Annotated in this window: 14 protein-coding genes and 1 pseudogene; 6 read left to right on the top strand and 9 right to left on the bottom strand. The window is 36.2% G+C overall.

Annotation, left to right across the window (positions count from 1 at the left end; all coding sequences use genetic code 11):
• Window positions 1-150 precede the first annotated feature (150 nt).
• Window positions 151-303: pseudogene (locus ACXKY9_RS13250) on the top strand (short-chain dehydrogenase); the annotation flags it as partial.
• Between the two features lie 133 nt (window positions 304-436).
• On the opposite strand, the gene ACXKY9_RS13245 reads toward ACXKY9_RS13250, so the two are convergent.
• On the bottom strand, window positions 437-1,483 hold the full coding sequence (locus tag ACXKY9_RS13245; RefSeq protein ID WP_000337429.1) for a DUF2332 domain-containing protein: 1,047 nt from the start codon (window positions 1,481-1,483) through the stop codon (window positions 437-439).
• 380 nt (window positions 1,484-1,863) lie between these two features.
• On the opposite strand from ACXKY9_RS13245, the gene ACXKY9_RS13240 reads away from it, so the two are divergent.
• Window positions 1,864-3,366 carry a malate:quinone oxidoreductase gene (locus tag ACXKY9_RS13240; RefSeq protein ID WP_000069138.1) on the top strand — a complete coding sequence of 501 codons (1,503 nt, stop codon included), beginning with the start codon at window positions 1,864-1,866 and terminating at the stop codon, window positions 3,364-3,366.
• A 47-nt stretch (window positions 3,367-3,413) separates the two neighbouring features.
• Here ACXKY9_RS13240 and lsrB read toward each other — a convergent pair whose 3' ends face one another.
• Genes lsrB through ACXKY9_RS13220 form a run of 4 tightly spaced genes read right to left on the bottom strand, consistent with a single transcriptional unit; the run spans window position 3,414 to window position 7,871 of the window.
• Window positions 3,414-4,457 (bottom strand): autoinducer 2 ABC transporter substrate-binding protein LsrB, encoded by a 1,044-nt coding sequence (gene lsrB / locus ACXKY9_RS13235; RefSeq protein ID WP_000823655.1) that lies wholly within the window; start codon window positions 4,455-4,457, stop codon window positions 3,414-3,416.
• On the bottom strand, window positions 4,454-5,443 hold the full coding sequence (locus tag ACXKY9_RS13230; protein ID WP_000873526.1) for an ABC transporter permease: 990 nt from the start codon (window positions 5,441-5,443) through the stop codon (window positions 4,454-4,456). The genes lsrB and ACXKY9_RS13230 overlap by 4 nt, the downstream gene beginning before the upstream one ends.
• Window positions 5,440-6,393 (bottom strand): ABC transporter permease subunit, encoded by a 954-nt coding sequence (locus tag ACXKY9_RS13225; RefSeq protein WP_000827678.1) that lies wholly within the window; start codon window positions 6,391-6,393, stop codon window positions 5,440-5,442. Before ACXKY9_RS13225 ends, ACXKY9_RS13230 begins: the two co-directional genes overlap by 4 nt.
• The gene (locus ACXKY9_RS13220; protein ID WP_000432631.1) at window positions 6,390-7,871 is read right to left on the bottom strand and encodes a sugar ABC transporter ATP-binding protein; all 1,482 of its coding nucleotides are present in this window, start codon (window positions 7,869-7,871) and stop codon (window positions 6,390-6,392) included. The genes ACXKY9_RS13225 and ACXKY9_RS13220 overlap by 4 nt, the downstream gene beginning before the upstream one ends.
• 197 nt (window positions 7,872-8,068) lie before the next feature.
• Between ACXKY9_RS13220 and ACXKY9_RS13215 the strand changes: the two genes are divergently transcribed.
• The 4 genes from ACXKY9_RS13215 to lsrF are packed head-to-tail and all read left to right on the top strand — an operon-like array spanning window position 8,069 to window position 11,740.
• Entirely contained in the window at window positions 8,069-9,001 is a 933-nt protein-coding gene (locus ACXKY9_RS13215; protein ID WP_000080654.1) for a sugar-binding transcriptional regulator, read from the top strand.
• On the top strand, window positions 9,001-10,563 hold the full coding sequence (gene lsrK, locus ACXKY9_RS13210) for an autoinducer-2 kinase (RefSeq protein WP_000018814.1): 1,563 nt from the start codon (window positions 9,001-9,003) through the stop codon (window positions 10,561-10,563). Before ACXKY9_RS13215 ends, lsrK begins: the two co-directional genes overlap by 1 nt.
• A gap of 25 nt (window positions 10,564-10,588) precedes the next feature.
• On the top strand, window positions 10,589-10,951 hold the full coding sequence (locus ACXKY9_RS13205) for a cupin domain-containing protein (RefSeq protein WP_000909986.1): 363 nt from the start codon (window positions 10,589-10,591) through the stop codon (window positions 10,949-10,951).
• A gap of 6 nt (window positions 10,952-10,957) precedes the next feature.
• Complete coding sequence (gene lsrF / locus ACXKY9_RS13200; RefSeq protein ID WP_000219769.1) at window positions 10,958-11,740, top strand: 3-hydroxy-5-phosphonooxypentane-2,4-dione thiolase; 783 nt, start codon at window positions 10,958-10,960, stop codon at window positions 11,738-11,740.
• A gap of 109 nt (window positions 11,741-11,849) precedes the next feature.
• On the opposite strand, the gene ACXKY9_RS13195 is transcribed toward lsrF, so the two are convergent.
• From ACXKY9_RS13195 to ACXKY9_RS13180, 4 genes are all read right to left on the bottom strand, one after another.
• Window positions 11,850-12,269 carry a VOC family protein gene (locus ACXKY9_RS13195; RefSeq protein WP_000773085.1) on the bottom strand — a complete coding sequence of 140 codons (420 nt, stop codon included), beginning with the start codon at window positions 12,267-12,269 and terminating at the stop codon, window positions 11,850-11,852.
• A 203-nt stretch (window positions 12,270-12,472) separates the two neighbouring features.
• Window positions 12,473-13,177, bottom strand: a complete 705-nt coding sequence (locus ACXKY9_RS13190; protein WP_000970658.1) for a nucleotidyltransferase domain-containing protein — start codon at window positions 13,175-13,177, stop codon at window positions 12,473-12,475.
• 69 nt (window positions 13,178-13,246) lie between these two features.
• The gene (gene hmoA, locus ACXKY9_RS13185) at window positions 13,247-13,573 is read right to left on the bottom strand and encodes a heme-degrading monooxygenase HmoA (RefSeq protein ID WP_000469498.1); all 327 of its coding nucleotides are present in this window, start codon (window positions 13,571-13,573) and stop codon (window positions 13,247-13,249) included.
• Window positions 13,574-13,669: 96 nt separating this feature from the next.
• Window positions 13,670-14,890, bottom strand: a complete 1,221-nt coding sequence (locus tag ACXKY9_RS13180) for an MFS transporter (protein WP_000769181.1) — start codon at window positions 14,888-14,890, stop codon at window positions 13,670-13,672.
• Between the last annotated feature and the right edge of the window lie 3 nt (window positions 14,891-14,893).

Raw genomic sequence — 14,893 nt, 5'->3', positions numbered from 1 at the left:
AAAGGTTCATTTTACATGAAAATTTATTTATTACAATAAAAATATAAGGTATATTTTTATGAAAAGGAGGAATTCAAGAATGAATACAGAGGATAAAATTTACGCTGAAAAAGTGTTAAAAAATCTCTTTATCGGATCACAAGTTGATGGATTACAATTATCCCTTCTGAATCTTTAGCAATTTTCTATGAAACAGTTACATCTTCAAAGTTCTTCAGAAAATCTGATGAGCTGAATGAGTTAGCTTCAAAAATTGTACAAGCTACAGCAGAACAGAAGTACATGATCCATTATGGGGTTTAAATGTAATTCAAAAAATGCTTAGGATTTCTCCGAAGCATTTTTTGTATGTTACTAATACATTTATTCCTTAACCATTTAGTCAATGCTTGAGCCTATGGTCCCTTCTTTTACAAGTGAGGGCGCCCCTATTAATCTAAATAAGCGTCTCATTTCCAATCTTCCAGCTAAACCATCTCCCATGCCCTTCTGTTTCTCCAACCGTTTCACGATATTCGTTTCCGTTAATATAATAATCAATATGAAGGTCACGATCCCACATGTTGTTATACAGGTGGAATACATCACGTTTTGCGCCAATTTCTTGTATTTGTTTTTCTAACTTATGTTTTACTTGTTCTTGTATTTGATTTGCGACGTGTGTATGGAAAATACAAATAACAGCTTCTTCACTTATTTGTTCAATAATAGATGATAATAGCTCTACACCGTCTCCTTCTATTAATTGGACAGATTCATTTTTCACTAAAGATGCAGCTTGATCAAACATCTCAAACCTTTCTTTATGCTCTGGCCAAATTAAAGCACGTAACCATAAATAATCTTCCTCATTATGTAAATCATTCACATGTAAGTCCAGTCCGATTCTTTCTACGACAGATGGGCTTTCTTTTAGAAAATGCGGCACATTCTCCCCTCTTATTTCAGAAGTTACATGCACATTTGAATCTATATTTCCGTACATTTCATCCGTCCCGTACGAATAACGATATTGGTCCCAGAACAGTTGCAACCCAGAACTTGTCCCAATTTCAATTAACGCTAACGGCTTCTTCACTTTGTTAAATATGTAGCAGAAACTTGGGTATAAGTATGCGCACCGTCTTACTTCATTTGTTTGAACGAGTTTCGTTTGTAACAAAGTAATGATTTCTTCTCGGTACTCTTTACAGAAATCTTTAAAATGATTAAAAGCTTTATCTAAATTTGTATCAGCATTTTCAACTAAACTACTATAATACGTTTTTAAATGATGTTCTTTCCCTGCTAGCAATAAATAATGTACTGCACCTAATAGTAAGTTTGGGACTGGTTGACCTATCTGAGCATAGGACGATAGTGTAAGTACTTCCTCATCTTCAGCAATTTTCATTGATAAATATTCATATAAATCACTTGACCCTTTACATTCCTTTATTGAAAAGTTTCGAAATAAGTTTGAAATTTGTTCTTTTGTACACATTAGAGTCCCTCCTTTTTATTTTTCAGAATAATCTTACCATTACGGAAAGAATAATCCCATAAAAAGGTACTCGATTTAGTCACTTAAGGATACGTAAGCTTTTTCGAGATAATTTTAAACTGTAATTTTTTTCTATTTACCACCTTAAAAGAGCTTGTTAAATAAGATTTTTAGCGAATAAAACGTTAAATAGTTTAAAATTATCAGATAACACTAGATATTTTAGTCTATTAATTATTATAATAGAGTATGAGATGGTTATATAATTGAGACAAAAAAGGTATACACCTAGGTGGGGCCTAGGCGGTGTTTCTCTTTTACGGCTTAGACATAGAAAACACCTACACTTTTTTGCCAATATAGGGGATGGAGAGATTATCATGAGCAACATGCAGCAAAAAACAGACGTTATCTTAATTGGTGCAGGAATTATGAGTGCAACATTAGGCTCATTACTAAAAGAATTAGCACCAGAATGGGAAATTAAAGTTTTTGAAAAACTCGCAAGTGCCGGGGAAGAAAGCTCTAACGAATGGAATAATGCAGGTACAGGGCATTCTGCGCTATGCGAACTGAACTATACTTCCGAAAAAGCTGACGGATCTATAGATATTAGTAAGGCTGTAAAAGTGAATGAGCAATTCCAGCTTTCAAGACAATTTTGGGCATATCTTGTAAAGAGCAAATTAATTCGTAATCCACAAGATTTTATTATGCCACTACCTCATATGAGTTTAGTACAAGGGGAAAAAAATGTTGAGTTTCTAAAAAACCGTTTTGAAGCGCTTTCAAAAAATCCACTGTTTCAAGGAATGGAATTTTCTGATGCTCCTGAAACATTAAAAAAATGGCTTCCACTCATTATGGAAGGTCGCACATCTAATGAACCGATGGCGGCAACGAAGATTGACTCTGGAACAGATGTTAACTTCGGTGCATTAACACGTATGTTGTTTGATTACTTAAAAACAAAAAATGTCGAGCTAAACTACAAGCATAGTGTCGAAAATATTAAGCGCACGAAAAATGGTTTGTGGGAAGTAAAAGTACACGATATGAATAGTGGTAAAATTGAGCATCATACTGCTAAATTCGTCTTTATTGGCGGCGGTGGCGGTAGCCTACCTCTACTCCAAAAGACTGGTATCCCTGAATCAAAGCATATTGGTGGCTTCCCAGTAAGTGGACTATTTATGGTATGTAAAAACCAAAAAGTTGTAGAGCAGCATCATGCGAAAGTGTACGGTAAAGCTAAAGTTGGCGCTCCGCCAATGTCTGTACCTCATCTAGATACGAGATATATAGACAATAAAAAAGCTTTACTGTTTGGACCATTCGCAGGCTTCTCACCTAAATTCTTAAAAACTGGCTCAAATCTTGACTTAATCGGTTCTGTAAAACCGAATAACGTCTTAACGATGTTAGCCGCTGGTGTAAAAGAAATGGGACTTACAAAATACTTAATTCAGCAAGTTATGTTATCACATGAAAAACGTATGGAAGAATTACGCGAATTCATTCCGAACGCGAAAAGTGAAGATTGGGATATTGTAGTTGCTGGACAACGTGTACAAGTAATTAAAGATACTGATGCTGGCGGTAAAGGAACACTTCAATTTGGTACAGAAGTAGTAAGTGCAGCTGACGGCTCAATCGCCGCATTACTAGGCGCATCACCAGGTGCTTCTACTGCTGTTCACGTCATGCTTGAAGTATTAGAAAAATGTTTCCCAAGCCGCATGGTAGAATGGGAAGAAAAAATAAAAGAAATGATTCCTTCATATGGCATTTCACTAACTGAAAATCCAAGATTGTTCCAAGATCTTCACACTTCTACTGGTCGTACACTTGGATTAAACGAAAAAGAAACTGTTCATAATTAATGCAGAAATAAAAAAACGTCCGATATATTCGGACGTTTTTTTGTCTACTAAAAATTATACTTATCAATATTATCTTTCGTAAATACAACTCGTTCTGGTAATACGATAATTCCGTTCCCTTCTGCCTCATAATCATATCCTTGAATGGAGTTTGGCTCTACTTTCACTTTTCCAATTCCTTTTACTTCGAAGCTATCCCCTACTTTTAACTTCTTCCCTTTTACAACAATTTCATTTGCTACATACGTTGCGAGAGCACCTTGTTGTTTTACATCCCATAAACCAAATTGTTGTACTGTTCCTCGTTTTACATAATCACGCATAACGTTCGGTGTAGAAAATCCAGTTACCACTACTTTTTTATCCATTTTTAAGTTTTCAGCTGCCTGCGCCATTGCTGGGAGTGCTGTTGCATCTGGACAAATAACTGCGTTAATATCTGGATACGTTTTTAATATGTTCTCCCCTACGGATAAAGATTTTTGTGCATTATTTTCACCGTACTGCGTCGTTACAATTTCCCAGTTCGGATATTTCTTTTTAATAATTTCTTTCGCTTTCGTTACCCATTGGTTTTGATCCGTTACTGTCGGGCTAGAATAAAAGAATGCTACTTTTCCTTTATCTCCAATTTGCTTAGAAGTCATTTCTATTAATAAGTTAGCAAGTTGGTCTGGTGTTCCTTGGCTTATATAAAAAGAACGATCTTTCGGATTCACATCAGAATCCCATGTTAACACCGTCATCCCTTTTTTCTTAGCACGTTGCAGTGATTGCGATAGCCCCTCCACTGACGTAGATGAAACCATAAGTGCATCATAGTTTTGGTTAATAAAATTATTTATATACTTTACTTGCCCTGATACACTCGCTTCAGACGGTCCATCATACTTCACTTGTACGCCTAGCTTATCTCCCATCTCTTTTGCCCCTTCACCGCCCGATGTAAAGAAGCCAACTCCTGTTAATTTCGGAATAAATGCAAATTTCACATCATCCGCTTTTTTCTTATCTGCCGTTTGACTGGAACAAGCTATTAAACCAATTAGGCAAATACATACGATCAATACAATCCCTAGTTTTCTCTTCATGACATTTCCCCCTTATGCAAACTCTGTCTTTTCCCCGCTAAAAATTGATGTAATTTGAAATGTCTCATAATAACTGAAAGAATAAGGATAATACCTATTACTACATTGGATTGTTCATTTGTTAAACCCGTCATTTGCAAGCCATACTGCATGAGCCCAATGAAAATACTCGCCAGTACAGTACCGATAATGCTTCCTTTTCCGCCTGTAATAAGTGTACCGCCTAAGACGACTGCTGTAATGATTGGTAATATTGTTTCGCTTCCTATATCAGCACGTGCAGAACCGAAATATGCAGTTAAGAAAGCTCCTCCTAATCCACCTCCTAACCCAGAAAGTATGTAAGCAATGATTACTACTTTCTTCGTCTTAATCCCGGTGTATTTTGCTGTATTTTCATTCGCACCTGTTAATTGTACGTGGCGCCCATATATCGTTCGGTGAAACAAAATCGTGCATACAATTGTTAATAAAATAAGTAGCCATAATAAATTGGGTATTCCTATAAAACTACCATTTGCTAGTTGTACATAAGTATCAGGTAAACCGCTTATCCCTTCATATCCAGAAGCACCTGCCCCTCCTGAAACGACAAGCGCAATTCCTCCGTATAAAAACATCGTTCCGAGTGTAACGACTAGTGGCTCTACATCTGTCATTTTTATAATGAGTCCATTTAAAGCTCCTGCTAAGCAACTGACTATAAGTGCCATTATTACTGCTAGTAAAATATGAATCCCATTCATCCAAAACACACCAATTAAAATCGAGGTTAGCCCCATAATTGATCCTACAGATACATCAATTCCTCCTGTTACTATAACAAAAGTCATTGGTATCGCCGCAATTGCGATAAATAGGAAATCATTTGTACTAAAAAGGAGATTACTAATATTTAAGAAATCGCTATTTATAAAACTAAAGAGAATGAATTCTATAAGAAGTAATATGATTAACACACCTTCCCATCTGTAAAAATACTTCATAGATTCATCCTCCTTTCTGCTTTCCACCTCTTCATGACGCTATCTAATATGATAATAAGTAATAGTAAAAAACCTGAAATAGCATTATTCCAAAATGCTGGTATTTTTAAAAAGACGAGTGAGCTACTTATTGTTTCTAAAAATAACGCTCCTAATGCAGCTCCAAATAAAGATCCTGTTCCTCCTTTTAAATGAATTCCTCCTAGTACAGCGGCTGCCATTACTTGTAATTCTAATCCTGTACCTGTTTGATTTGGGACGAACCCGATATTCATAACAAATATGCAACCAGCGAGCGCAGCGCTTATGCCTGAAATCATAAACGCATATATCTTCACTTTATTAACAGGTATACCAATAAGCCTCGCGCCATCTTCATTATCACCTACCGCATAAAAGTATCTTCCCAATGGCACTTTTCTTAAAAAGAAGTATAGTAGTAGTAAAATAATAAGAACGAACCATACAGTTATAGGTAAACCAAGAATGATGATAGATGACAGCTGCTTAAAATCGTTTGGAATATCTTCAATCCACTTCCCGCCTGTGAAGATTAACATTGCCCCCCTAGCAATTCCTAGCATCCCTAATGTCATAATAATGGCTGGTACCCGAAACTTTGCGACGCCAATCCCGTTTATGAAACCAATACTAGCACCAAGCATTACAGCAGCAAAAATTGACAAGAATGCATTATACCCGTTCGTTAACAACATCCCGCAAACTGCCGCGCTTAATCCCATAATTGAGCCAACTGATACGTCTATATTTTTCGTAAATAAGACAAACGATTGACCGATTGCTAGCACGACTAAAATAACGCTTGATTTCATCAGTAAAGATAACGAGTTAAATTGAATAAAACTAGGGTTTATCATCCCTACAGTAGCTATATAAATTAGTAGTAACAGTATGATAGACGTTTCGTGCATTTTATACATACGTTTCATTCCGTTACACCTCCGTATGCAAGGCGTGTAACTTCATTCACACTCAGTTGTTCTTTTTCCATATGAGAAACAAATCGCCCATTTCTCATTACATATACACGGTTTACTAATTGGATAATTTCTTCAACATCTGAAGAGATTAATAAAATTGCGAGTCCTTCCCTTTTCATTTTTTTTATCGTCTCATACACTTCAAGCCTTGCTTTCGCATCAATTCCGCGAGTCGGCTCATCAAGAATAATAATTTTAGGATTACATGCAAGATACTTCGCAAGCACGACCTTCTGCTGATTACCTCCTGATAAAGATGCCAATTCTTTATTCATATTCTGTACAACAATTCGGAACTGTTCTATAAACGAATTAACTAAAGCGCTTTCTTTTTCTTGATTTATAAAAAAGCGATTATTTTGATATAAACTTGCTGCTGCAATATTTTCTTTAACAGAAGCAATTGAGAAAATTCCATTCCTCACTCTATCCTCTGGCACATAAACTAGGCCTTCGTCTAGCCTTTTATGCAAAGAACACGTATCAATTGATTTTCCACCCAATAAGATAGACCCTGATTTTATAGTTTTCAATCCAAATATCGCTTCTGCTAATTCCGTTCTGCCAGATCCTATAATGCCAGCAACACCTACAACCTCACCCGCATGTACAGTGAATGATATATTTTCGAATGCGTGACCATTTATATCAACCACTTCTAATATTTTTTTCGTCTTTGCTGTCTCTTGAACTACTTCTATTTTCTCTTTCTGTTTATATCCTTTTGGCAATAGTCCCTCCATCAGCATGTCATATGTATAGTCACATACATCACCTTGGCTTACAACCATTCCATCACGTAGTATTGCTACTTTGTTGGCAATTTCAAAGATTTCTGGAAAACGATGCGTAATATAAATCATCCCAATTCCTTTTTCTTGTAAACTTTTCATCAACACAAAAAGACTCTTAATTTCGTGTGTTGTTAATGTCGATGTTGGCTCATCTAGAATAAGAATCTCAGCTTCTCTTATTAATCCTCTAACGATTTCTACTAACTGTTGTTGCGCAATAGATAACGATTCTCCCTGTTCATTAAGATCAATATCCCAACTTAAACTGTCAATTAATTGCTGAACTTTTACTTTAAGCTTCTTTCTATTCCCCTTTAATCCAATACATATATTTTCTTCAATGGTCATATGCGGAAAAATGAGCGGTTCTTGTGGTATTAAATAAATCCCTTCTTGGTGTGCTTCTTTTGGATTTGCAAACTGCTGTCTCTTTCCTTTCACATACATTTCTCCACTATCATACGAATATAACCCCGTTAATATTTTCATTAATGTCGATTTCCCGGCGCCATTTCCACCAACTAAAGCGTATATATCACCATGCTCTACTTGTAAGTTCACTTCCTTTAGCACAAGTTGATTCGAAAACGCCTTACTCATTTTCTTCACTTGTAATAAGGGCACATTCTCCACATGATGTCACCTGCCTTTACCCAGAACATTTTTTGAGAAAATGATTATTTGTTCTACTTGTTTTGTAGCATTGTATATTCCTTTTTTCATATCTAGAACACTTTTTTCAATGTACTATTAATCGTTTCAACTGGAATAAACAAAATATGTGACACATATGTTTAAGCATTGGTCAATTGTTGAAAGGGATGAAGAGTATGTCACAGCTGAACTTTGAAGAAAATTTATTAATTAAAGTAGCCTGGTACTATTATAAAGATCAATTAACACAACAAGAGATTGCTTCACTTCTTCATATTTCAAGAAATAAAGTCGTCCGGTTATTAGATAAGGCACGCAGTGAAGGTATCGTTACATTTCACGTAAAAGGAACCGGTTTGCATTGCTTGAGCATTGAACGTGACTTAATGAAAAAGTTCCACTTAAAAGATGCTTTCATTATCCCTACTCCAATAAACAATTATGCTACTTCTCTCGGAAAAGCCGCTGCACAATATTTAGAAACTCATCTCCAACAAGGTGATTTACTCGGCATCGGCTGGGGTGAAACGATAAGTAAAATGCTAGAAAACATTCATTTTGAAAGTTCTATTAATCTTTCATTCGTAACGCTAACAGGCGGAGTAAACCACTATCTCCCAAGAAAACAAAACTATTTACACTACATGCAAGGTGATCTTCATATTATTCCTACTCCTTTTCTAGCATCTTCTACTGAAATGGCACGAAGTATTTTATCAGAACCAAGTGTGAAAGATATGCTTCATGTCGCTTCACTTGCACATACAGCAGTTGTCGGTATTGGCGGGTTATCTCAAGACGCTACAATTGTAAAAGAAGAAAAATTAACGCTACGTGAAATGACATATATTCGAAGTCAAAACGGGGCGGGCGATATTTTAGGACAGTTTTATAATACGAATGGTGAGTTATTAGAGCTCTCGCATCATAATCGTCTAATTGGCACGCCTCTCTCTATTTTGCGCAATATGAATCATGTCGTCGGTGTTGCTGGAGGTATAGAAAAGATAGATGCAATTTATGGTGCCTTAAAAGGAAAGTTTATTCATACATTAATTACCGATGAGGAAACTGCCCTCTCCTTATTACGAAAGGATGGTGATTGTTAATGTCCCATTTATTAGCTTTCGATGCTGGTACAGGGAGCATTCGAGCAGTTCTTTTTGATTTACATGGTAATCAAATTGCAGTAAGTCAAAAAGAATGGATTCACAAATCTGACCTTCGTTATCCAGGCTCTATGAACTTTGATGTAGTAGAAAATTGGAAGCTAGTACAAGAATGTACGAAAGAGGTGCTTCAAAAAAGCAACACTCCTGCCTCTTCTATTCTTGCTATTAGCGCTACAAGTATGCGAGAAGGATTTGTTTTATATGATCAAGATGGGCAAGAAATATGGGCGTGTGCAAATGTTGATGGGCGCGCATCCGTCGAAGTTAGTGAATTAAAAGAAATTCGGTCACATCTTGAAAAAGATTTATATACAAAGTCTGGTCAAACTTTTTCATTAGGTGCTTTACCACGCCTACTCTGGATAAAAAAACATGAACCCGACGTCTATAATAATATTTACTCTTTTACAATGTTAAACGATTGGATTTTATATAAACTAAGCGGCGTACTACAAATTGATCCCTCAAACGGATGCACGTCAGGTATTTTTGACTTACAAAATAGAGTGTGGGATAACGATGTCGCTAAGGAGTGCGGTCTATCTTTGCCATTTTCACCAACAGTAAATGAAGCTGGTACAGTAATTGGCAACGTTACAAAAGAGTGTGCAGCATTAACTGGTTTACTTGAAGGGATTCCTGTCGTCGCCGGGGGTGGAGATGCTCAAATGGCATCGCTCGGAACAGGAATCGTGAAACCGAATCAAACGTTAATATGCGGGGGTAGCTTTTGGCAACAAGAAGTGAATGTTACTGAGCCAATAACAGATCCACATGCTGCGATTCGAGTAAATTGTCACGTCGTTCCGAACCTATGGCAATATGAAACAATCGCCTTTTTCCCAGGTCTCGTTATGCGCTGGTTTCGAGACGCTTTTTGCCAAGAAGAAAAGAAACTTGCTGATAAACTCGGTGTAGATGCTTATGAATTACTAGAAGAACAAGCGAAAGACGTACCTGTCGGTTCACATGGCATTATCCCTACTTTTTCAAACGTTATGAACTACATTTCTTGGCGTCATGCCGCACCTTCATTCTTAAATTTAAGTTTAGACGCTGACAAATGCGGAAAAAAGGAAATGTTCCGTGCTATTGAAGAAAATGCCGCCTTCGTTACACTTGGAAACTTAAAACTAATTGAAAATCTTACTGGTACATTCCCTTCTGAAGTCGTTTTTGCTGGCGGTGCCGCTAAAGGAAAACTATGGCCACAAATTCTATCAGACGTACTCGGTATTCCTGTAAAAGTACCTGTTGTGAAAGAAGCAGCTGCTTTAGGAACTGCGATTGCTGCTGGAGTTGGTGCTGGCATATATTCATCTATGGAAGAAACTGCCGAAGAGTTTGTACAGTGGGAGCAAACATTCGAACCAGTTACTGAAAATCACGAACTATATAAAGAGTTCTATGAAACATGGAAAACTGTATATGACAGTCAGCTCGCTTTAGCTGATAAAGGGCTCACCTCACATATGTGGATTGCGCCTGGTGCACTGTAACACATTACATAAAGGAGTGAACTGTATGTTAAAAGCGAATGAAAATGACTTCTCCTATCGCTTCGGTGATAACGGGCCGAAATATTTAATACAAGGTCCAAATATTGATCTTGGCCTTGTTGTCATTCAACCGGGCCAGGAGTTTCAAAACCATTATCATACGACGTGCGAAGAGGTCTTTTATGCATTAGAAGGTGAAATAGACTTCTATGTAAATAACGAAAGAGTTCCAATTAAACAAGGTGATGTCCTGCAAGTTCGCCCTCATGAATCTCACTATCTGATTAACCATTCTGACAAACCTTTTAAAGCTGTTTTTATAAAGTCACCACATTTACCAAATAAAGATACGGTACAAACGGAAAATCCAACATTAACGAAGGAGTGATTTGGAATGACTTGGGGATTTAAAAATCGATTAAATACAATTTTACCTGATGGCAGAGCGGTAATGTTAGCGATAGATCACGGCTACTTTTTAGGACCAATTCACGGGCTTGAACAGCCACTTGAAACTGTTAAAAACTTACTTCCTTACACGGATTCTCTCTTTTTAACGCGTGGTGTACTTAGCTCCTGTATTCCTGAAAACTGCAGCACACCGATGGTTATGCGTGTATCTGGCGGCGCTACTGTCGTCGGTAAAGATTTAGCGAATGAAACAATTGTTACACCTGTGAAAGAAGCAGTAAAACAAAACGCAATTGGCGTCGGCGTTTCTGTTTTCATTGGATCAGACTATGAAACACAAACTGTTACAAATCTCGCAAATGTAGTTTCTGAAGCTCATGATTACGGCCTGCCAGTACTCGGCATTACCGCAGTCGCAAAAGAATTACAAAAACGTGAAGCTCGCTTTCTAGCACTTGCTTCCCGCGTATGTGCTGAAATGGGTGCTGATATTATTAAAACGTATTACTGTGAAGGATTCGAAAAAATAACGAGCACATGCCCTGCCCCAGTTGTCATTGCTGGTGGACCAAAATTAGATTCAATTGAAGACGCATTAAACATTACGTACAATGCGTTGCAAGAAGGCGCAATTGGAGTAGACATGGGCCGAAACATATGGCAATCCGAGCACCCAGCTGCGATGATTCAAGCAATACATGGCATTGTAAAAAATGGATTGAATGTGAAAGAGGCACTTGAACTTTATGATGATGTGAAGAATTAATGTGAAAAGACAGACTATTTATTAGTCTGTCTTTTTTACTTTACAGTGAAACTTTCTTAATCCGTCTTCTAATATGATACATACTTAAATTCTATACACCTTCAAATGATTACTCTAGATGATTACTATTAAGCTTTGAAACTTTCTTACCTTCTCTATAATCAAGACAAGACACTTCAATTAATAAGCCATTAAATACTGTAAAATAAAAACCATAACTACTACCTCGCATCAAATAAGGTTCCTTGTCTATTTCAATGCCGCCGGCTACTAAACGATTATACGCTTGATCCACTTCACTTGATGTATCCACTAAAAAACCAATATGAAAAGCTTCCGGATACGTAACTTCCTTATTCCCTTTAAATGCTTTTGGATCACTTAGTACAAGTATAAAACCACTCTCATCACTCATCACTACAAGTGCTTTCCCTTTTTGCTCCAAAAATTGAAAATCAAAAAATGTTTCAAAGAAATGTCTCGCTTCCGATAAATCATCAACACATAAATTTAAATGATTCAGCTTCATGTACTCATCTCCTTTTAAACAGAGGGTATATGGATTCATTTTCATAACACTTAAATATGTAAGGCAAGATATTCAAGCGTTCCATCTAAGACTATGCTTTATAAGTCTAATATTTTTTTCTATAGCCTAGAACGTTTTTTATGACTGTAATTCCATAAACTGTTCGACGCGAAATATTATTTTACCTATATAAAATAGCCACATTATTTATTTTTCAAATTGTGTAAAACCCACTCAATCAAGAAAATTGCTGCAGAGGTACGTTCTGTCGTATCACCTAAAAACAGTTTATTGATAAAACCTTTAAAATGAGTTGGTACTTTAGATAATGTTTCAATATACTTCAAAACAGATCCCGCTGGTGGTATAGGCTTATTATTAACAGCCCATATCCCATCTAACAATGTCCAAGTTGAAATTTGAACTATGTATGAAGCTTTTAACTCATCATTTGCTTTCAAGGCAGATTGAATTTTAATTAATGAACTATGCAACCAATGAGAAATGCCCTTCATTTTGTCGCTAGAAACACGATAGTTTTCAAATTCATATGTAGCTATTTCCTTTAACTTTTTCAACTCACCGCTTTTATCAAACAAAATTTCCCCTTCTAGAAATGAGTAAAATTCCATCGGATTGTTTTTAAAGTTTACTTGAATTTGATTAAAATCTGCACTCTTATATTCAACTAAAATATCATCACTCGTTTCAAAATGAAATTTTTTCTTTTGCCCTTCTTCTAAAAGAATATAGAAATCTAAATCCGAATCAGGATATGCGTCACCTCTTGCGACAGATCCAATTAGCATGAATCCATTTACTTTATCTCTAAATAAATATTCATTTAAAATTGTTTGTACCAATTTTTTATGTTTTTCATTTGTAATGAATGAAAAACTCTCCATCATTTCCATCCCCCATTACTACAAAAAGAGGATACATGTTAGCATCTACAACATGTATCCTCTACTTATATATTACGACTGTTGATAAGCCGATTTCGATGATTTCACATAATAAACCGCATGATCCACATTAATAATATGATCTGGCTTCGGTTTACCACGGCCCGCTCTATGTCCAGCTAAGTGTTCTTCACTTGTTTCCCAGTTTTTCCATGCTTCTTCCGATTCCCAGCGAATCATAACGACAACTTCTTCGTCTCCTCGTCTTACTTTTTTCACAAGAACACTCAAGTCGATAAAGCCTTCAAATTTTTCAATAATACCTTCTCCAGTGAAACGTTCTACAACTATATTTGATGTGCCTTCTTTTACTGTAAATGTTTTCGTTTCGATAAACATATATCCCACTCCCTCTTTGTAATACGAATACTAGTATTCTTCTATTATAATTGATTATGATAATTATTTTCAATTGTAAAGTTTTAATTTTTTGAATTATGCTGATTTCTTTTCTATCGCCTCATCTAAAAATTTGAAATATGGAAATAACATCCCTATTAAAGATGTAACACATATAATTGCACCGATAATTACATATAGCGCTCTTACTCCCCACATTTCACTCAATATTCCCCCTACTAACACACCTAATGGCATAGCGGATCGTATAAAAAATAAACGCACTGAAAATACTTGTCCTATCATATTATTTGGGACGATTTGTTGGCATATTGTTGTGTTATGAACATTGAAAAATGCAATACAAATCCCTGCTATTACTTCAATTATTATTGCAATGATAATACTATGATTGAACCCTAATGAAATGTATGTGAGCCCCCCTATAAACAATCCTCCAAGCATAAGTATACGCCGGCTTTTATATGTTACTTTTCCCACTAATACTGAGCCAATTACGTAGCCAAGTGGAAAACCTGCCATAAAATAGCCGTACTCTGCATATCCCGCTAACAGCTCGTCTTTTATATAAGGAAGATTTGTGACCATCGTTACCCCTACTCCAAACTGCACGAAAGTAAGAAATATACCGAGCCAAACGATGATTGGTTTTGTAAAAAAATATGTAAAACCTTGAAGAAATTGTTCTAGCCACGTTTTTCGTATATCTGTTGTAGTCCTCTTTTCTTTTATATAAAGTAAGAAAGCACCACTAACAAATAGACAAATACATACGAAAGATAATGTAAGTTCTGTTCCAATGAAATGAATGACTACTCCGCCCAATACTGGCGCAAGAAACATCATGAGACGAGTCATTCCATCAATATACGCATTTGCGTCTTGAAGTTGTCCTTGACTTACAATGCTCGGTGTAATTGCCTGACTCGCAGGTGTATAAAGAGGTGTAATAAGTCCCACTACAATTTGAACAACATAAATGTGCCAAACTTCTATACTACCTGTAACTAGCATCACCAAAGGTAATAAGAATACGGACGCCCGTATCCATTGTGAAAAAATCATAATCCACTTCCGGCTCCATTTATCAATAAATGGGCCACTTATTAATTGCAGTATGAGTGATGGGATGAAATATAATAGCCACATACTACTTAAAGCCATTTCCGATCCTGTTAACTCATATACTAGAATTGAATTACATAACGTTCCGAAAGCCCCTCCTAATTCAGAGATTGCACTACCAATCCACATAAAAAAGTACGAACGATTTTTCAATATATTTTTCAATTTCACACA

It is taken from the genome of Bacillus sp. 2175, from assembly GCF_057812155.1.
The sequence above is the reverse complement of the archived record's forward strand: the minus strand, read 5'-3'. Positions and strand labels throughout refer to the sequence as shown.